The organism is Ekhidna sp. (assembly GCF_965212185.1).
Classification (GTDB): Bacteria; Bacteroidota; Bacteroidia; order Cytophagales; family Cyclobacteriaceae; genus Ekhidna.
The window spans coordinates 2,432,397-2,450,529 of sequence record NZ_OZ243102.1 but is presented as its reverse complement, the minus strand read 5'-3'; the positions used below and the strand labels follow the sequence as shown (position 1 = coordinate 2,450,529).

Below are 18,133 nucleotides of genomic sequence, written 5' to 3'. Positions count from 1 at the left end.
ACGATAAATATGATTGTTCAACGGGTCAAAACACCCCGCTATCGAATACTCTCAACAAACCAGTAAATACGGTGTTTTTTTGCTGCCGTGATAATTATACGATGAGCGTAAGACTTTTATTTTTATTCCTATTCCTAGGCACCTTGTACCATCTGGATGCCCAACAGCAACCAATGTATACGCAATACATGTTCAATGGTCTGGCAATTAATCCAGCGTATGCTGGTAGCCATGAATCGATCAGTGCAACTGCATTGGCGCGAATACAATGGGTAGGGATTGAAGGAGCACCCCGAACACAAACATTTTCGATTCATTCACCAATCCCAGATAGAAATATTGGATTAGGTGCATTTTTTGCTCATGACGAATTAGGAGTAACCGATCAAAGTACACTTTACCTTTCATATGCATATATGATGCAAACAGGGAAAGGGACGCTATCAATGGGAATTCAAGGCGGGTTCCAAAGTACCAATATTAATTATGCTGAACTAGGTGTGAATGATAATAAATTGCAGGCATCTGCAAGTGAAATTGCTCCTAATTTTGGTGCCGGACTATTCTATTCCTCCAGTCGGTTTTATGTAGGAGCCTCTATACCAGTTCTTTTAAATAAAGAACTTGATGGAATCAACAACTCAGACATCAAGACTAGCCAAATCAGACATTTATTTTTAACAGCTGGATATGTAATGGATTTATCACCTGTGCTAAAACTAAAGCCAAGTGGATTAATCAAATCTGTTTCAGGTGCGCCAATTGAAATGGATATAAACGCAAATTTGATCATTAATGATCGGGTGTGGTTGGGAGCTTCCTACCGCTCTTTTGATTCTATCAGTTTACTTTTTGATTTACAAATCAACCCTCAGTTGAGGTTTGGATATTCTTACGACTATACAACGACTGATCTGGGACAAGCAAATTCTGGTTCTCATGAATTTATGCTCAACTACAGATTTGTATTTTCGAAATCCAAGATTGTAACACCACGTTACTTTTAGCTTAAAGAAAGTGTTAAATTGGCTAAAAAATAGCCAATGAAGACGTTACTATTATCTGCACCCGTATTTTGCCTGGCATTCTTAGCCATCCTCTTCTTACAATCTGGCTTAGACAAAGTGTTTAATTATAAGGGCAATAAGGAATGGTTAGATAGTCATTTTGCGAAGAGTCCTTTAAAAAATACGGTTAGCTTTTTGATGCCTGCGATCACTAGTTTAGAAGTTTTTTCAGGAGTGTTTTGTGCCCTTGGCATTATTCAGTTGATGGTAGATGGGAGTGCTCAAATGGGATTGATTGGCTCTCAGCTCTCGACAATATCAATACTTGCACTGTTTTTCGGTCAGCGAGTAGCACAAGACTATGAAGGAGCCGCAACCTTAACCACATATTTTATCATTTCTATTATTTCCAACTACCTGATGTGGGACATGATAAAGGTTGGATACTAAACATGTCTTACTCATATGTCAATCACAATTGTTAAAGCTCAGCCAAAAGATTTCTCCGTTATTGGACAATTAATGGTTGAGGTTTATTCAGGTCTAGAAGGTTTTCCATCACCTGACGAACAACCTGCGTACTATCAGATGCTGGCAAATATTGGTGAGTTCACTGAAAAGGAGAGTGTTGAGTTGCTGGTGGCAAGAAATGAAGGAACCGTAGCTGGAGCTGTTGTTTACATTGGAGATATAGAGGATTATGGGTCTGGAGGGACCGTAACCAAAGAAAAGAATGCAGCTGGGTTCAGGTTATTAGCTGTTTCACCGGATGCTAGAGGGTTAGGAGTGGGGAAGAAACTGACCATTGCATGTTTAGAAAAAGCTCGTCAAAATGGATTAGATCAAATGATCATCCACACAACGGATGCAATGAAAGTTGCTTGGAGCATGTATGAAAAAATTGGATTTAAAAGGTCTGAGGACCTGGATTTTTTGCAGCAAGGTTTACCCGTTTATGGATTTAGACTAAAACTCTAATCTGCCACATTTTTCTTATTCATCTCTCTAACGGCCCGCTCTATTCCGTGAGGAGTGAGTGGAAACATCGGAACTAGTTCTTTCATCACCTGGATCGTGTAAGTGCCCGGCCAATATTTCAAAGGTTCGGGATTTAACCAAACAGACTTTTTAAACTTTTTCACAATCGCCTGAATGTTTCGAATACTTAGCTCACTTAATTCATAAGGCGCCATAGCTGAGTCTCCAATGAAGAAGACGCGATAGTCTTTGTTATACTTCAGCAGTTTCTCAACTGAGATGTAGTTGGATCTACGCTCATCTATCCACACCCGATCATAGATGGTATTATGGAAATAAAACACTTCAAGATCGTGCGCAAAACGTGTCTTCATTTTTCGGAAAAGTTGTTGAACCGTCCGTATATAAGGCGCCATGGAGTAGCCACCATTATCAATCAGAACAATGATTTTAAGCTCCTCTTTTTTTTCACTCATCAGTTCCGGGATGAATAGTCCACCTCGTTTCAGTCCGGACTTAATGGTGGTCGGTACATCTAGCTTCTCGATGGCACTTTCTTCGATAACTCCTTTAATGGATGCAAGCGCGGCATCTACGTTATTGTCATTTAAGATGGCATCCCGATCAATAGGGAAGTAGTTTTTATCGCCCATCACCTTGCGCGCCATTCGTCCACCGCCCTGACCACCGACTCTGATTCCGTTTTTTGCAGCTCCGCCATGCCCATAAGGAGAGATGCCTCCGGTTCCGATCCAATGACTGCCCCCAGAATGATGAGAACGTTGCTGATCACGCACTTTCTGCATACGCTCCAGTAATTCTTCGAGTGTTAAATCAGAGTAATCAGCCATTTTATCCAATACCCGCTCTGAGGGTTCGTGATCCGGATCAAAAGGATCTTTATCTTCTAAATCTGGGTTGTCTTTATTCCAAATTTCTTTCCCGTTAATGACCTCTTTGATGTCATAAGAAGTCAAATGAACCTCATCCAAAAATTTGTTTACCAGATCTTCTTCCGTTAGGTCAATGTCTCTATCTGCCTCATCGATGTACTGTGTCTTCCACTTTTGGAAGGTCTCCGAACGCAGGATGGCATCTTCCAATGTTTGACCGGGAGCGATGGGTACATGTAGAAAGTACTCGTAATAGGCTTTAGTAAACGGACCGATATCGGCGGGCTCTTTCACTACAATGCCTTTCAGTACATTATGCAGATCGCCCAGCGTTTTGACTAGCCCTTTCTGCATCGCCTTTCTCAAGGTGAGCAAGGTGCGCACATCGGCCTGAAGGCCGTGTTTTCGAAACGATTCTGGTAAAGAGCTTAGCATTCTAATTATCTTTCTTTTTTAAACATCCCCTTGAGGGGATTACAGGGTGACTATCACCCACCTAACCTCCCTCGAGGGAGGAATAAGGCCTTTTTAATTCCACGATGGTCCACCAAAGTTGTTGTCTGCGCCTATCATCCTATTTACACGTTCCATATCTTCTTGAGTTTTAATGAGAGCACCTATTCCTTCTAATCCTTCAATTTTCTTGACTGCCTCTTTCGGTGAAACATCGCTCATGTATTTAAGCCAATTCAATATTTCACGCGTGGTTGGGGATCGTTCCAGTCCGAGTCTGCGTAGGTGGTAGAATACATCCAGCGCTACTTTTACCACTTTTGCATCAATCTTTGGGTGATGCTTTTCTACGATTTTTTCCATGACATCTTTCTCAGGGAAATCAATGTAGTGATAGATACACCTTCCTTTGAAGGCAGTGGGTAATTCTTGTTCCCGGTTGGATGTAATCACAATTGCAGGCATGTCTTCTTCAGAGACTTCAATCACTTCACCGGATTCCGGCATGATAAACTTTCGATGACTTAGGGCATAAAGCAAATCGTTTGGGAACTCCCTGGGTGCTTTGTCAATCTCATCAATCAATAGGACTGAATTAGGCTTGCTGTATGCAATGGCCGCCGGACCTTTTACGACATAGTCACCAAGATTTTCAGGATTTCGATCATTCGTATGCCTAGGTTTCAATCCTTTTTCTTCTCGTTGCGCATTTAGAATTTCAATCTGGGAATCTCGTAAGTATTTGACATGATCAAACCGGGCGACAAATTGCTCGATGTTACTTTTTGACCCAACGGGGTAAACTTCAATGGGAAGTCCTCTGTCTTTTGCGTAATGAATGGGCAACTCTGTTTTTCCAGTTCCAGGCTCACCTTCAATAAGTAATGGCATACCTAACGTCCGTGCCATATGAAATGATTGTGCCAATTCCGGGTCACATAGATACTTTTCCGATCCTGTCCAATGGGTAGTTTCTGCCATGTTTTATAACTATTAATTGCAAATTAAATTGCACCACTCTTTTGAATATAAGTATGATTTCAATAAATATTGTTTTCATTCCAGATTTAGATTAACACTAATAAAAAGATTCCATTATCTTTTCCCAGTGTTAATATGATTTGAAATTTTTGTAGAATTAATTCAATATAATGGAGAATAAGGTTGTAGCATTAGTGGACGATGAAGATGTTTTTCATCATCTCTTTAAAATGCATGTCAATCAAATTGATGACCAGTGTAAAATATTATCATTTTTTAACGGGGAAGAAATTTTTTCATATCTCTCAGATTCACCAAAGGTAGTTCCTGATATCTTGTTTTTAGATATAAATATGCCAGTATCTAATGGCTGGAGCTTCTTAGAAAATTATTCTGCTTTACGTTCTGAATTAAGCGAAATAGATATTTATATATTGAGTTCATCAATAGATCCGGAAGATAAAGAGCGTGCTAGGGATTTTGAAATGGTAATAGATTTTTTCTCTAAGCCTATATCGAATGATCTTCTAAACCAAGCACTTAATCGTCTTTCAAAATCATAACTTCAACTCACCCGCATCATTAAGTAAGCTTTCTAGTTTTGGATAGTTCTCCTTCATATTTCGCTCGATAAAGTCCAATGGTACATCAGAGAATGATCCATAATCATCCAGGTACTCCATGAATTCTTTTCCCTTTTCATTGTATTCCTGAAAGATGGAATCTTCTTCTCCATTGAATTCCAAAGGTTCCACACCAGTTAATTGACAAAGTTCCTGATTAAAGGCAGGAGTAGCCTTCACCCATTTTCCGTTTAGATATACATCTACCATTCCGTGAGGTGTAAGCTCATTAGTGCCAAATTTTTCTATAAGTCGTTCTACTGCAATGTGATTTTTCACCTTAGCCAAATGCAGTTTGGCAGGAATGCCTAATGCTCTTAGACCTGATATGTAAAGAATTGATTTGTCAATGCAATGACCATGGTCCTTTTGAGCAATGTAGCTGGATCTTAATGCCTCTTTACGGAATTTGATGTCATAAGGATTATACCTCCATCCATCTCGAACTTTGAGGTAGAATTGCTTTGCTTTTTCAATTTCCGACAGGTTTGGATTCTTAAACTCAGCCACAAGTTCTTGAATAGCTGGGTGCTCTAAATCAAAATAATATGTGCTTTCTAAATTTTCCTCTAACATCAATACTCAATAATAATCTTCTTGTTATAAGTTAACTCCCCTTTCTTGGAGCGGTTCGACGCATCGAGACCAGGGTCATACTCAATCCCTCCTGGGAACGGTTCGACGTATCGAGGTAGGGGTGGGTATAAAATTAAACGTATTCAAAAATGACCATTCCTTAGACCCACCTCTTTCTCTACTCCCCAGAGGAGAATAAATTGTCATTTTTTAATCAACCCTTCAATTTCATTAATCGCTTTGCGGCAGCCCCGATTGTTTCTTCCTTTTTTGCAAAACATAAACGAATGACCTTATCCCCTGGTGGATTGGTATAAAATGGAGACATGGGAATTGCAGCAACACCGACTTCTGAGGTAAGATATTTTGCAAAATCTAAATCATTCATGTCACTCACCGCTGAATAATCATAAGCTTGGAAATAGGTTCCTTTTGCGATCTTGGGTGTAAGCGGTACATCCTTGAGCAATTCATTCATAGCATCTCGTTTTTGCTGAAAGAAGGAGGGAAGGTAATTGTAATTTTCTGGCTCAGAGAGGTAATCGGCGATAGCAAACTGCACGAACGAATTGGTACAGAATACATTCCATTGATGAATGATATTAAATTCTTTGATTAGATATTCCGGACCTACAACATAACCCACTTTCCAGCCGGTAGCATGAAGCGTTTTTCCAAATGAAAATACTGCCAAACTTTGATTAAAGAGCGTTGGATATCGCATAACACTCTGATGATTTTCACCATCATAAATAAGGTGTTCATAAACTTCATCGCTGAGAACGACTATGTTATTATCCTTCACAATTGCTTCCAAAGCTTCCATGTCTTGCTTTGTGAGTATCGTTCCACTTGGGTTATGAGGAGTGTTTATGATGATCATTCGTGTTTTATGATTCACCATATCTCTGACCTTATTCCAGTCAATTCCATAGTCCGGATAAGTCATCGTATATGGTTTGACTTTTCCACCTGCAAGTTGAATTTGTGGGGAGTAACAATCATAAGCTGGCTCAAAAATGATCACTTCATCACCCTTATTTACAAAAGCCATGATTGCCGTATAAAGGGCTTGTGTGGCACCAGCTGTTATACAGATTTGGCTGTTAGGATTAAGCTCAGTTCCATAAACATGTTTGATTTTATTTGAAAGTGTTTGGTTAAGTTTCGGTAGTCCTGCCAGTGGGACATATTGATTCATGCCATCTTTCACATACTTAGCAACCAGGTCTTTGAGCTTTTCATCACACTCAAAATCAGGAAACCCTTGACCAAGGTTAATGGCCTTATGTTCACTGGCCAACTTTGACATAACAGTGAAAATGGTAGTGCCTGTTGAGGGAAGCTTAGAATTTGTAGAAATGGGTTGTGACATAGGTCAAAGGTAATTGCTAATCATTGTTTGGAGAAAGGATTGTTTTAAGTCATGCAAAGTGTCCAGGTGAATCTGAAGATATCAAGTCGATTGCTGTAAAACCCTTACCAAATTATATCAATAAACGAATATAAGGATGGATTTCAAAGCGAATCTCATTGTTGATTGCCACAATTTTGCTGCTGATATTTCATATGATTCCTGGATCAATTTCTGACAGTATGTGCGAAATAATATATTGTTTTAAGCTCATTAGACATTTATTTATTTCAAAATCGCATTGAATTTTAATTAATAGTTAACAATATGATCACACGTCTTTCTTTGATGATATTGTTATTGATGATTTTTTTGTCGAAATTATAACCCGTAACAACCTCAACCTTACCAAATTAATTATGAGAAGATTTCTTGGCATTTTATTGCTGATAGGCACCAGTGTGTCTATGGCGCAAATTCCTGCAGGCTATTATGATACTGCACAAGGCAAAAACGGAGCTGAACTAAAAACAGCTCTTTACAATGTTATCAAAGGACATACTGAGTATCCTTATTCTGCGTCCACCACAGATACCTGGGATATCCTGAAAGAGACAGATGTAGATCCGAATAATTCCAATAACGTAATTGGTTTATATTCCGCATTTTCCATGAATGCTGCAGCTGAATATGATGGCGGTAACGGATGGACCCGCGAGCATGTTTGGGCAAAATCTAGAGGAGATTTCGGGACTACACCTGGTGCTGGAACAGATGTCCATCATCTGCGAGCGGAGGATGCTTCCACTAATTCAGCGAGAAGCAATCGAAATTTTGATGAAGCTACAGATCAATACATCGATGCGAGTGGCCAATATTCAGGTCCTACCCCATCGTTCACCGGTGGCTCTACTTCATTCACCTGGGAACCCCGAGATGCTGTAAAAGGAGATGTTGCACGTATGCTTTTCTACATGGCTACCCGATACGAAGGTGAAGCAGGAGAGCCAGATCTGGAACTGACTGAGACACTACTTACTTCTTCAGATAAATCTCCATTACATGCTAAATTATCCGTTTTATTGACATGGCATGAGCAGGATCCGGTCGATGCATACGAGCAAACAAGAAATGACATTATTTATGGATATCAGGGCAATAGGAACCCATTCATTGATCATCCGGAATATGTGACCTCAATTTGGGGCAGTGGTACTCCCACAACCCCAGGTTTTACTTCAACTCCGGTGACAACTGCGACAGAGAATGTATCTTATACTTACAATATCACAGCATCCGGTGGCAGTGGCACCTTAACACTCTCAGCTCCGGTATTACCAATGTGGCTGACCCTAACTGATGCTGGTAATGGTACAGGCTCTCTTTCTGGAACACCGGCTACCTTAGAGGTAGGTTCACACCCTGTAACCCTCGAGGTAACTGATGGAACGGATACTGATACGCAAAGCTTCACTATAACGGTAAATGCAGCTTCTTCAGGAGGAGGAAGTGCTACCGACTTATTATTCTCGGAGTACATCGAAGGCTCTTCTTACAATAAGGCAATCGAAATCGCCAATTTCACAGGAGTGAGCGTGGACCTTTCCTCTTATGTAGTAAAAAAACAAACAAACGGATCGGGCAGCTGGTCGGGTGGAATAGCTCTTTCAGGTACGCTCGCAGATGGTGACGTCTATGTCTTGGCACATTCATCAGCTTCAGCTGCGATCTTAGCAGAAGCTGACTATACCGGTGCATCTACTGAGCTGACGTTTAATGGCAATGACGCCTTGTCGCTACATAAATCAGGAGTACTAATCGACGCTATTGGTGTCTTTAACAGCACTGCAACTTTTGGTCAGAATGTGACTTTGGTAAGAAATGCAGATGTAACCAGTCCCAATGCTACCTACACTACTTCCGAATGGACTTCATATGCTTCCGATGATTTCAGCCATTTAGGTACACATACCATGAATGTTGCTCCACCAAATCAAGCACCTTCTGCGAGTATTACCTCACCTTCTAACGGATCTACCGTGACATCCGGTGATCTCGTTACTATTACAGCAGATGCAAGTGACTCAGATGGGACTGTAACGTCAGTGGAATTCTTTGTGAATAGCAGCTCTATAGGAGTAGATACATCAGCTCCTTATGCTAGCTCTTTTACAGCATTAGAAGGGAATATGGATATTTCCGCTACCGCGACTGATGATGGAGGTGCTTCTAACGTTTCAGCGACTGTAAGCATCATAGGTGAGGTGCCTGCTGCAGCTGGAGTCCTGTACTTCTCTGAGTACATTGAGGGAAGCTCTAACAATAAGGCGCTGGAAGTAGCAAATACATCAGGTTCAGCCGTTAATATGAGTGGTTATGTGATTAAGAAACAAGCCAATGGATCGGGTAGCTGGTCCGGAGGCATTGCCCTTATTGGTACCTTGAATGATGGCGATGTGTACGTTCTTGCCAATGCTTCTGCCAATGTAGAGATTCTTTCAAAGGCAGATTTTACAGGAGGTAATTCAGAGTTGACTTTCAACGGAAATGATGCTGTAGGCCTTTTTAAAGATGGCACACTCATCGACATTCTGGGTACGTTTAATAGTGCAGCAACCTATGCACAAGATGTGACACTTAGAAGAAACGATGTGATCAATGCTCCAAACGATATCTACACAACTTCTGAATGGACTTCCTTTGCAACAGATAATGCTGCTGGTCTGGGATTGAGGTATGGGGAAGAAGTTCCAAACACGCCACCATCAGTGTCCATTACTTCTCCTACAGATGGTGCCGTTTATACAGATGGTGATAATGTATCCATTACAGCCAATGCTAGTGATACGGATGGAACCATTACCTCAGTAGAGTTTTTCGTGGATGGTGTATCCATAGGTGTTGATACCTCATCGCCTTATTCAGTGAACTGGACCATTGGAGTAGCAAGCTATTCACTTTCAGCTCATGCTACGGATAATGATGGGGCCATAACCAACTCTGTAGCTGTTTCTGTTACAGGAGAAGCAGCAGCTCCTGCAGGTGAAACTCTTATTAGTTACGATGGATTCGAGTCTGGGTGGGGCAATTTCTCAGACGGGGGCAAAGATGCTTACCGGTCTACGGACGCCTCCAAAGCTTATGCTGGTACAGCATCAGCGGGAATTCAGGATAATACCAGCTCGTCTGTTATAACCTACACTAATAGTGTTGATATCACTGCGTTTGATCAAGTACGTATAGACTTTAATTTCCTGGCTATTTCTATGGAAAATGGTGAGGATTTCTGGGTTCAGATGTATGATGGCTCATCCTTTGTGACTGTAGCAACCTTTGCTAGAGGTACGGATTTTAATAACAATACGTTCTACGCTGCTACGGTAGTTGTAGACCCTTCCAGTGTGAATTTCGCTTCGAATATGAAGGTGAGGTTTAGATGTGACGCTTCAGGAAATAGAGATGATGTTTATCTAGATGAGATTACCGTTACAGGAATCAATAGTGGAGGCGCAAGGTCTGCTGGTTCAAAATCCGAACTAACAGCTTTGAGGCAAACGACAATGGATGAATCTACACTTCAGAATGATAATGAAGACTTGCTAATCTATCCAAATCCTGTTGTTGACATATTGAATGTGCGTTTAATCAGTAATGAGACACAAACGATATTCTTGATTATATCTGATATGAGCGGAAAAAAAATGTATGAAAAAGATGTAACAACGGATGAAGCAACCGCTGAAATAAAATTGGATTTAGGTTCTCTTAAAAATGGAGTTTATCTCCTTAATATTTCACAGGGAGATCATATGACAACAAGGCGTATATTCAAAAAGTAAAAGCAATAAGGTGTTTTAGAAAAGGTTCATTTTAATCGAATGAACCTTTTTTATGATGCCAGGTAATCTTTGGCTTGCTCTTCATCATCAAACGAGGCTACATTAGTGCCTGTAACTAAACTATAAGCCCTCAAAAGTATCTTCTTAACTCCAGTTACTCCTAGTATTGCTCGTTTCTCTGATTTTCCACTAAAATACTGCTTCCCATAGTGTTTTAATGTATCCATGACTTCAGGGTCAGTGAAAGTCCCACGTACATCCAGTAGCAAATAGATTTTATCAGTTGCTTCGATATAGTGCTTTTTCATATCTTCAAGGTTAGACATTACAGCATCTTTTGATTTTATGTCCTTGAAATTGACATGAAGAATTTTACGGCCATTATGAGTAATGTAAGAGACAGGCATATTAGGATTGGTTCCTTTGGTTTAAAAAACAATTGAACGCAACCTAAGTTAGGAACTTTCTTAACTTATCTCAATACTTCTTTCTGAAAATATCTTCGGTGTTTAATTGTTTGTAATTTCTGGATTCCTTCTGCATCGATCTCTGATCTTGAGTTTTGGTCTGTCCTTCTATATGATATCTTCATAACTACATCATACAAATTCGCATCTATGAGATAAGTAGTTTCAATTTCATAGTATCTTGTTTTCATTGAACGCCTGGCGAGGTGCCTTCATTATTGGGTTTAAATAATTCCCACATTTCCTGTGTCATTACACCTCTAAATCCTAAATGATCCTGGCCAGTATCCTGACTGGATCGCATACGGGCGCTAGCTCTGTAACTGCTGCAATAACTTTCGCTACAAAGGAATGAGCCCCCGCGCTGAACCCGCTGAGGCATGTATGGGTTTGAAGGGTCATACGATTGATCTGCTCCTTTTGGATTTTTTACTTTTCCCCGATCAGCGCATTGTTGATAATAGTCGATATTGTACCAATCACTGGTCCATTCCCAAACATTCCCTGCCATATCATAAAGTCCGTAACCATTGGGTTCATATGATGCAACAGGAGCTGTATTGTAAAAACCATCTGCTTCATTATTGTAAATAGGAAACGTTCCTGTCCATGTATTTCCACATACCGTAATTCTATTGAAATCTTCACCCCATGGGTAGCGATTATTCACTTCACCCCCTCTGGCAGCAAATTCCCATTCGGCCTCAGTTGGGAAGCGTTTTCCTGCCCATTCTAAATAGGCTTTTGCATCATCCCATGACACTTGTACTACCGGATGATCTTCTTTATCATCGATTGAACTGCCAGGGCCTTGAGGTTGCTTCCAATTGGCACCTTTAACCCAGCGCCACCATTGAGCCCAGTTTTGTAAATTGTATGTTTCAACAGGCGTAAAAACCATAGAGGCAGCTTGAAAAACAGAATCAGCAGGTTTTGGGGTGTTTGAAGGTAGTTGCTTTTTCAGTTCATCCCAATCAGGTTTTTTTTCAGCCGTGGTAACATAACCAGTGGCATTTACAAATTCTTCAAATTGAGCATTGGTAATTTCAGTAACGTCCATCCAAAACCCATCAACAGTCACTTCATGTGCTGGATATTCATCTTTACGGGCTTGATCATCTGAATCTAATGCGCCCATGATATAAGTTCCCCCGGGCACCCAAACCATTCCTGAAGGCCCTTCCTTTAGTTGAACAACATCGGTTTTACTTTCAGTTTTTTCTTCTACTTCTGGAGTTGTTTTTTTCTCACCGCCGCTGCACGACAATAAGATAAAACTTAGTACTGCTAAAGTGAATTTCGATAGTCGTTTGATCATATTACTCGTGAGGATCTTAATTAATTGAATGCTTCAAAAAAGGAGAATTGACTTATTATTCTTTTTACTAGCGACGTTTAATACAATATTCTATGAGCAACTATAAAATTAAGTATTAATCCCATGGAGCTTGATTGGGTTTCAATCTTTAGAGATAAGGATTTACAAACCCCTCAGAGTCACTACAAACCCCTCAGAGTCACTTTGGCGCTTGGGAAGAGAAAGGAAAGGACTCTGAGGAACAAAGAAATCTACCAACACAAAAGCCTCAGAGTTCTCTGTGTGAGTAACTCTGAGGGAGAAAAAAATTAAGTATTAATCCCATGGAGCTTGATTGGGTTTCAATCTTTAGAGATAAGGATTTACAAACCCCTCAGAGTCACTTTGGCGCTAGGGAAGAGAAAGGAAAGGACTCTGAGGAACAAAGAAAAGTTGATTCTCAATGTGGCCCACCAGGGCTTCCCGTATGTCATTTCATTCCTACGGGACAGGCTTCTCGCCAAATTGACAAATAAAAAAAGCACAACTTTCGCTGTGCTTTATGTGGGCCCACCAGGGCTTCCTTCACTATCGTTCAGGATAAACTCCTCGCCCAAAATGTCCATAAGCAACAAGACCCTAACAGATAATCAGGGTCTTGCTTTTTGTGGGCCCACCAGGGCTCGAACCTGGGACTTACTGATTATGAGTCAGTTACTCTAACCAACTGAGTTATAGGCCCTCACATTAAAGTGATTGTTCCTTTTAAAAGGGAGCGCAATATTACATATTTGCGGATTAATTGCCAACGAATGTCAGACCTACTGCAAGGCATAGATGCCATAATTTTTGATTTTGGAAATGTACTTATCGATCTCGACTATCCACGAGTGATTCGAAAATTTTCTGAAGTAGCTAAAAAGAATCAGGAAGAGATTGAAGAATTGGTTGTAACAGCCCCTGTGCTACAAAAATTTGAGATGGGAATGATCGGTCCTGATGAATTCAGAACCAGTATTAACTCCTTACTGGGGACTAATATGGGTGAGAGACAATTTGAGAGTATCTGGAACAGCATGCTCAAGTCCATCACCAAAGAAAGAATGGATAAAGTGCTTAAGATCGGAGAGAAATTTGACACATTCATTTTATCAAATACCAACATGATCCATGAGATAGCTTATGAGGAAATGATCTTGGAAGCCACCGGTCGTTTCAGTCTTCGTGATTTTGTAAAAGAGGTATACTACTCCCATGAAATTGGCATGCGAAAACCAAACCTGAATTGCTACAAGTTTGTTATAGATGACATTGGTCTTTACGCTTCCAGAATGTTATTTCTGGATGACAGACTAGATAATGTGGAAGGGGCAAGGCGCGCCGGAATGAAAGCTTTTCAAATATTGGACCCGGACAATCAATTAAACGAAATTTTTGGACTTAAATAAGCAAACAAAGACAAGACTAATCCAGCTTGGCTTATTCTTAACTACCCTGGTTACTACGACCTTGGCAGGTACAGAATGGACCATCGGGAAATTCATCATCCTTGGTATGACCTGGGACGACTTCTTGTTTGGCTTTCAATTTTCAATACCATTCTTGTTGATCCTAACCGTTCATGAGTTCGGACACTATTTCACAGCCAGGTATCATAAAATCAATGTAACGCTCCCATACTATATTCCCATGTGGCTTGGATTTATAGGTGCACCTACAATTGGTACATTTGGTGCTTTTATTCGAATCAAAGAGAGCATAATCAGTCGAATAAAATACTTTGATGTTGGTGTTTCTGGACCCATATCTGGATTTGTAGTAGCACTTGCCATGATGGTATACGGGTTTCAATCCTTACCAGAGACGGACTATATCTATGAGATTCATCCAGAGTATGAAATATTTGGTGAAAACTTTGAACAGCGCATGGATGGACTAGATACACTGATCTTAAAGTCAGATTTGAATCCTGCAAGAATGAGTTACGAAACCCTACAGGATACCATTGATACAGGTAGGGAGGGTTCCATTTCATTTGGTGACAACATTCTGATGAATTTGGGACGACAATATCTTGCCCCTGATGATCGGTATGTTCCCAGCTCGAAAGAGCTGATGCATTATCCTATTTTATTGGCAGCCTACCTGGCATTTTTCTTTACAGCGCTAAACCTCTTGCCTATTGGCCAGCTAGATGGAGGACATGTGCTCTTTGGATTATTCGGTGCAAAGAATCACGGAATTATATCACGAGTCATGTTTACTTGCTTCCTGTTTTATGCAGGGTTGGGATGGGTGACCACTGCTGATTTAGTCAATACTTCTATCGAGTCACTTGGGGGATTTTTATTGAATATCGCTGTGTATTTGATCGTACTTTACTGGAGCACAGCAAGCGTATTTAAAGAAAAAAGAAATCGATTATTGTATGCTACTGCAATGTTTACGGTTCAGTTTTTCGTTGCATCCATTTTCAAGGTTGAAGGATATACCGGATGGCTTGTATTTTCAATTTTGATTGGTCGATTTATTGGTGTTGATCATCCACCGGTTGTTGATAATCGACCATTGACCATGGGGAGGAAAATTTTAGGCTGGGTCGCTCTGATAATCTTCATTCTTAGCTTCAGCCCCCAGCCACTAGTAATACACGGTATTTAGAGTTCTAAGTACGCTGTAATACCACCTTCCATGTTACGAACGTTGGTGAAACCTTGAGAATTGAGGTATTTTTTTGCTCTTCCTGATCTTGCTCCTGATTTGCAATGAACGATTACCTCATCACTTTTCATATGCTCTATTTCTGAAAGTCTGTTTGGCAGGTCTCCCAGCGGAATAAGTGTAGCACCGATGTTGGCTTCTTCATATTCCCACTCTTCACGCACATCGATGAAGTTAAATTTCTCGCCACTTTCAAGACGATCTTTTACTTGTCGGCAGGTTATATCTTCATTCATTTCTTGATGATTTTTAGTGTTTGATCACCTTCCTTTCGGTGAATAGTGAGCAAATATAAACCTGCCTTCAAATTCGTGAAATCATGCAGACTTTGTTTCTGTTCATGCATCAAAATTTTGCCAGAAAAATCATTTAAAGTGACTGAATGATAGTCACCTGAAACCCTTACTATTCCATTCGTTGGATTGGGATAGATTATTGTTTCTTGAATGCGCTCATTACCCAGGACTAAGGAATCAATTTTTTCAAATACAGGTCGGATCATTAATGCACCTGTAAGCCTCACATTTTGCTCCCATTCACCGGTTTTATTTTCAAAAATATGTGGTGAGGCATCAGGATTACTTCGATCGAAACCAATACCTATGTAATCATTTTTACTTTGCTCATAGCCGATGTAAAAGGTGTCTGATAATACGATTGGACTCGAAAGTTTATAGCGTGTAAACTCATTCAATTTAGTCGCTGTAATCACTGATATAGCTTGTGATCTTACAGGATCTTGATTTAAGTCCCGAAAGACTTTGAGTTGAAGGGCACTGTTGTTACTCGATGGATCAATGTTTGGGAAATGTATGTCAACATGGGTAATCGTATCTGGCTGCTCTAGCCAATAACGAACCGCTACCTGGCCTCCATTTATGTTAGTGCCAATGGCATATTCAGCTACTCCATCGTCGAATGCATAATAGTTTTGTAGTAAGTAGTTCGTTCGAAGGGTGTCATTAATTCTAAGATCAATGTTAGTACCATCGAGAAAATCATCATCGGAACTCTCCAGGTATACTTCCGAGGAAAGCACCAGAGAGTCTTGGTTAGGGATTCCGGAAAGGTCAACTCCATCTAATTCAATGAATCTTTCTATAGTGACACTGAATGGACTGGGATTATTAATTAAAGGATTCTTGTTGCCGTATTCAATAGAATCTATTCGGTTGTTATTCGTCACATCATTGATTACCAAAATATACTCTGTTGGTTGTAATTGCCTATCCAGATTAAAAGCTTGAACAAACTGGCTACTCGTCAATGCCGTTTGATTCGCAAGAAATTGATATGCCGGCATGGACTTGAATGGTGATATTGGGGCTTTCAGCTGACCTGTAAGTCCTCGATCCAGGTAATAATAATCATCATTTGTTCTATTTTCATTTAAATAAATCCAATCCACATGCCAGGCATCAAACGGGCCGTCAAGGTCTCCATAAGATTGAAACCTGAACATAAATTCAGATGTGAGATATTTAGAGTCTACCGTAATTGCTTCTTGAGTAAATACGCTATCCTGATGAGCTAGAACATCCTCACCATCTTTTAACCAAACGGTATTCCACGACTGTACCATGTCATTAGGATTATAAAATTGAAGGACCAATGAATCACCAGGTTCTGGTATTTCTACATTACCTCCCGCTTGCCAGTAAAAAGACAAAATAACATCTGCTCTTCCTTGCAGGTTGATGGTATCGGTGACTAATTGATCTGCCAAACCTTTATCTGTACCATGAAATGCTCCATTCGAATCAAGCCCATCAAAAGTGGCTACTTTATAGGAAGGTGGATTAATGGCTAAGCTTTCATTAATAAATACATCTTTACTCAATTCTGCATTCCATTGTCTGGTGGAATCATTTCCCCAAATTCTTAGACCATCTGGAGAATTGTGGGTAACCGAAAAATCATCCCAAAATGGAAGTGAGGCAGGATTGATGGTTTGGCTACTTGAAATTCTAGCTCTTTCTTGGCTTGAATTAGGAATTGGCTTTACTATCAGCTGACTGAATAGAGTGCTGGATAGCACACAGGATATGATGAAAAAAACGTTCTTCATCAATTGTCAAGTATTGTAGGAGTGTTACTTACCGTATCAGGCATATAAATCCAAATATCAATGGGATCATTGATTCTGATTCGAGTTTCAGCCCTGGGATATTGTTGCTGAACTGTACCAGGCGAAATGCTTCTGTATTCCAACATATCATTGCCCAGAGAATCTAAAGCTGAGAATCCGGCCTGAGATTTTTCAGTAAACCTGATCTTGCCAACACGTAAGCCTGAGCCAATGATGGCAAACTCAGCCTCTTCTTGCTCAAGTCCAATAAGATTTGGAGATTGGAAGATTGTATTACCAAATCCATTTCCTACTACTAAATCGATTGTTGATCCTTTTTCAATTTTTTCGCCAGCTAAAACGGCTCTACCATCCAGTTTCGTTTCAACTACTACAAAGAAATCATCCGGAACGTATTTTATTTCACCTAAAATTAGATCGTATGAATTAAGTGTCATCACGGCACTTTTAATGGATTTATCAATTAGATCTGGCATGCGAACTTCTGGTGGACTTTCTGCATTTAGAGTAACGTAGATTTTGCGATTTTCTTTCACTTTGGTATTTGGCTTTGGTACTTGACGCAATACGGCCAATGGCTCAAAGTCAGGGGAGTAGCTGGAATCGGGTGTAACTTCGAATCTTAGATTTCTTTTTCCTAGAAACTCATCTAATTCATCCAAGGTCATACCCTTAATGTCAGGCACAGTGATGGTTTCTCCATGATTCGTAGATACTGGGAGCCAGATATAAAAAACAATAACTACGATCAAAAAGGTACCTCCAAGAAGCACTCCAAGGTGTACCAAATAATCCTTAATGCTGGTTGGTTTTTTAAATGACATATCTGATTTTAAAATCTGCGATAAACCTAAA

At 40.2% G+C, this 18,133-nt stretch carries 17 protein-coding genes and 1 tRNA gene; 7 read left to right on the top strand and 11 right to left on the bottom strand.

Features of this window, described 5'->3' with window-relative positions:
* The first annotated feature begins 101 nt into the window (after positions 1-101).
* Genes ACOMC3_RS10570 through ACOMC3_RS10560 form a run of 3 tightly spaced genes read left to right on the top strand, consistent with a single transcriptional unit; the run spans position 102 to position 1,985 of the window.
* Positions 102-1,007: a type IX secretion system membrane protein PorP/SprF gene (locus ACOMC3_RS10570; RefSeq protein WP_420315854.1), complete on the top strand. Its 906-nt coding sequence runs from the start codon at positions 102-104 to the stop codon at positions 1,005-1,007.
* Between the two features lie 36 nt (positions 1,008-1,043).
* Positions 1,044-1,457, top strand: a complete 414-nt coding sequence (locus ACOMC3_RS10565; RefSeq protein WP_420315853.1) for a DoxX family membrane protein — start codon at positions 1,044-1,046, stop codon at positions 1,455-1,457.
* A gap of 15 nt (positions 1,458-1,472) precedes the next feature.
* Complete coding sequence (locus tag ACOMC3_RS10560; protein WP_420315852.1) at positions 1,473-1,985, top strand: GNAT family N-acetyltransferase; 513 nt, start codon at positions 1,473-1,475, stop codon at positions 1,983-1,985.
* On the opposite strand, the gene ACOMC3_RS10555 is transcribed toward ACOMC3_RS10560, so the two are convergent.
* Complete coding sequence (locus ACOMC3_RS10555) at positions 1,982-3,313, bottom strand: hypothetical protein (protein WP_420315851.1); 1,332 nt, start codon at positions 3,311-3,313, stop codon at positions 1,982-1,984. The two genes, ACOMC3_RS10560 and ACOMC3_RS10555, sit on opposite strands and share 4 nt — an antisense overlap.
* Before the next feature lie 93 nt (positions 3,314-3,406).
* A complete protein-coding gene (locus ACOMC3_RS10550; RefSeq protein WP_420315850.1) occupies positions 3,407-4,312 on the bottom strand; it encodes an AAA family ATPase in 906 nt (301 codons plus the stop codon).
* Between the two features lie 170 nt (positions 4,313-4,482).
* Here ACOMC3_RS10550 and ACOMC3_RS10545 point away from each other — a divergent pair, with 170 nt between their 5' ends.
* Positions 4,483-4,875, top strand: a complete 393-nt coding sequence (locus tag ACOMC3_RS10545; RefSeq protein WP_420315849.1) for a response regulator — start codon at positions 4,483-4,485, stop codon at positions 4,873-4,875.
* Here ACOMC3_RS10545 and ACOMC3_RS10540 read toward each other — a convergent pair.
* On the bottom strand, positions 4,870-5,511 hold the full coding sequence (locus ACOMC3_RS10540) for a transglutaminase-like domain-containing protein (protein WP_420315848.1): 642 nt from the start codon (positions 5,509-5,511) through the stop codon (positions 4,870-4,872). The two genes, ACOMC3_RS10545 and ACOMC3_RS10540, sit on opposite strands and share 6 nt — an antisense overlap.
* Before the next feature lie 214 nt (positions 5,512-5,725).
* Positions 5,726-6,886, bottom strand: coding sequence for a methionine aminotransferase (locus ACOMC3_RS10535; RefSeq protein WP_420315847.1), 1,161 nt, complete (start codon positions 6,884-6,886; stop codon positions 5,726-5,728).
* A gap of 398 nt (positions 6,887-7,284) precedes the next feature.
* Here ACOMC3_RS10535 and ACOMC3_RS10530 point away from each other — a divergent pair, with 398 nt between their 5' ends.
* On the top strand, positions 7,285-10,704 hold the full coding sequence (locus ACOMC3_RS10530) for an endonuclease (protein ID WP_420315846.1): 3,420 nt from the start codon (positions 7,285-7,287) through the stop codon (positions 10,702-10,704).
* 50 nt (positions 10,705-10,754) lie between these two features.
* Here ACOMC3_RS10530 and ACOMC3_RS10525 read toward each other — a convergent pair whose 3' ends face one another.
* The 4 genes from ACOMC3_RS10525 to ACOMC3_RS10510 form a co-directional block, all read right to left on the bottom strand.
* Complete coding sequence (locus ACOMC3_RS10525; protein ID WP_420315845.1) at positions 10,755-11,012, bottom strand: hypothetical protein; 258 nt, start codon at positions 11,010-11,012, stop codon at positions 10,755-10,757.
* Between the two features lie 164 nt (positions 11,013-11,176).
* Entirely contained in the window at positions 11,177-11,362 is a 186-nt protein-coding gene (locus ACOMC3_RS10520) for a hypothetical protein (protein ID WP_420315844.1), read from the bottom strand.
* Positions 11,359-12,489, bottom strand: coding sequence for a formylglycine-generating enzyme family protein (locus tag ACOMC3_RS10515; RefSeq protein ID WP_420315843.1), 1,131 nt, complete (start codon positions 12,487-12,489; stop codon positions 11,359-11,361). The genes ACOMC3_RS10520 and ACOMC3_RS10515 overlap by 4 nt, the downstream gene beginning before the upstream one ends.
* 647 nt (positions 12,490-13,136) lie before the next feature.
* A tRNA-Ile gene (locus ACOMC3_RS10510) sits at positions 13,137-13,210 on the bottom strand.
* Positions 13,211-13,280: 70 nt separating this feature from the next.
* Here ACOMC3_RS10510 and ACOMC3_RS10505 point away from each other — a divergent pair.
* Positions 13,281-13,916, top strand: a complete 636-nt coding sequence (locus tag ACOMC3_RS10505; RefSeq protein WP_420315842.1) for an HAD family hydrolase — start codon at positions 13,281-13,283, stop codon at positions 13,914-13,916.
* Complete coding sequence (locus ACOMC3_RS10500) at positions 13,903-15,129, top strand: site-2 protease family protein (protein ID WP_420315841.1); 1,227 nt, start codon at positions 13,903-13,905, stop codon at positions 15,127-15,129. The genes ACOMC3_RS10505 and ACOMC3_RS10500 overlap by 14 nt, the downstream gene beginning before the upstream one ends.
* Here ACOMC3_RS10500 and ACOMC3_RS10495 read toward each other — a convergent pair.
* The 3 genes from ACOMC3_RS10495 to ACOMC3_RS10485 are packed head-to-tail and all read right to left on the bottom strand — an operon-like array spanning position 15,126 to position 18,102.
* Positions 15,126-15,425: a rhodanese-like domain-containing protein gene (locus ACOMC3_RS10495; protein ID WP_420315840.1), complete on the bottom strand. Its 300-nt coding sequence runs from the start codon at positions 15,423-15,425 to the stop codon at positions 15,126-15,128. The two genes, ACOMC3_RS10500 and ACOMC3_RS10495, sit on opposite strands and share 4 nt — an antisense overlap.
* Positions 15,422-17,257: a T9SS type A sorting domain-containing protein gene (locus tag ACOMC3_RS10490; RefSeq protein WP_420315839.1), complete on the bottom strand. Its 1,836-nt coding sequence runs from the start codon at positions 17,255-17,257 to the stop codon at positions 15,422-15,424. The genes ACOMC3_RS10495 and ACOMC3_RS10490 overlap by 4 nt, the downstream gene beginning before the upstream one ends.
* Positions 17,257-18,102, bottom strand: a complete 846-nt coding sequence (locus ACOMC3_RS10485; RefSeq protein ID WP_420315838.1) for a PASTA domain-containing protein — start codon at positions 18,100-18,102, stop codon at positions 17,257-17,259. Before ACOMC3_RS10485 ends, ACOMC3_RS10490 begins: the two co-directional genes overlap by 1 nt.
* Positions 18,103-18,133 lie beyond the last annotated feature (31 nt).

Excerpts from the sequence above, each read along its gene's own strand:
- ACOMC3_RS10495 (WP_420315840.1), bottom strand. The coding sequence starts at position 15,425 with ATGAATGAAGATATAACCTGCCGACAAGTAAAAGATCGTCTTGAAAGT.
- ACOMC3_RS10485 (WP_420315838.1), bottom strand. The coding sequence starts at position 18,102 with ATGTCATTTAAAAAACCAACCAGCATTAAGGATTATTTGGTACACCTT.
- ACOMC3_RS10555 (WP_420315851.1), bottom strand. The coding sequence starts at position 3,313 with ATGCTAAGCTCTTTACCAGAATCGTTTCGAAAACACGGCCTTCAGGCC.
- ACOMC3_RS10565 (WP_420315853.1), top strand. The coding sequence starts at position 1,044 with ATGAAGACGTTACTATTATCTGCACCCGTATTTTGCCTGGCATTCTTA.
- ACOMC3_RS10545 (WP_420315849.1), top strand. The coding sequence starts at position 4,483 with ATGGAGAATAAGGTTGTAGCATTAGTGGACGATGAAGATGTTTTTCAT.
- ACOMC3_RS10520 (WP_420315844.1), bottom strand. The coding sequence starts at position 11,362 with ATGAAAACAAGATACTATGAAATTGAAACTACTTATCTCATAGATGCG.
- ACOMC3_RS10530 (WP_420315846.1), top strand. The coding sequence starts at position 7,285 with ATGAGAAGATTTCTTGGCATTTTATTGCTGATAGGCACCAGTGTGTCT.
- ACOMC3_RS10490 (WP_420315839.1), bottom strand. The coding sequence starts at position 17,257 with ATGAAGAACGTTTTTTTCATCATATCCTGTGTGCTATCCAGCACTCTA.
- ACOMC3_RS10540 (WP_420315848.1), bottom strand. The coding sequence starts at position 5,511 with ATGTTAGAGGAAAATTTAGAAAGCACATATTATTTTGATTTAGAGCAC.
- ACOMC3_RS10505 (WP_420315842.1), top strand. The coding sequence starts at position 13,281 with ATGTCAGACCTACTGCAAGGCATAGATGCCATAATTTTTGATTTTGGA.
- ACOMC3_RS10570 (WP_420315854.1), top strand. The coding sequence starts at position 102 with ATGAGCGTAAGACTTTTATTTTTATTCCTATTCCTAGGCACCTTGTAC.
- ACOMC3_RS10550 (WP_420315850.1), bottom strand. The coding sequence starts at position 4,312 with ATGGCAGAAACTACCCATTGGACAGGATCGGAAAAGTATCTATGTGAC.
- ACOMC3_RS10560 (WP_420315852.1), top strand. The coding sequence starts at position 1,473 with ATGTCAATCACAATTGTTAAAGCTCAGCCAAAAGATTTCTCCGTTATT.
- ACOMC3_RS10535 (WP_420315847.1), bottom strand. The coding sequence starts at position 6,886 with ATGTCACAACCCATTTCTACAAATTCTAAGCTTCCCTCAACAGGCACT.
- ACOMC3_RS10525 (WP_420315845.1), bottom strand. The coding sequence starts at position 11,012 with ATGAAAAAGCACTATATCGAAGCAACTGATAAAATCTATTTGCTACTG.
- ACOMC3_RS10515 (WP_420315843.1), bottom strand. The coding sequence starts at position 12,489 with ATGATCAAACGACTATCGAAATTCACTTTAGCAGTACTAAGTTTTATC.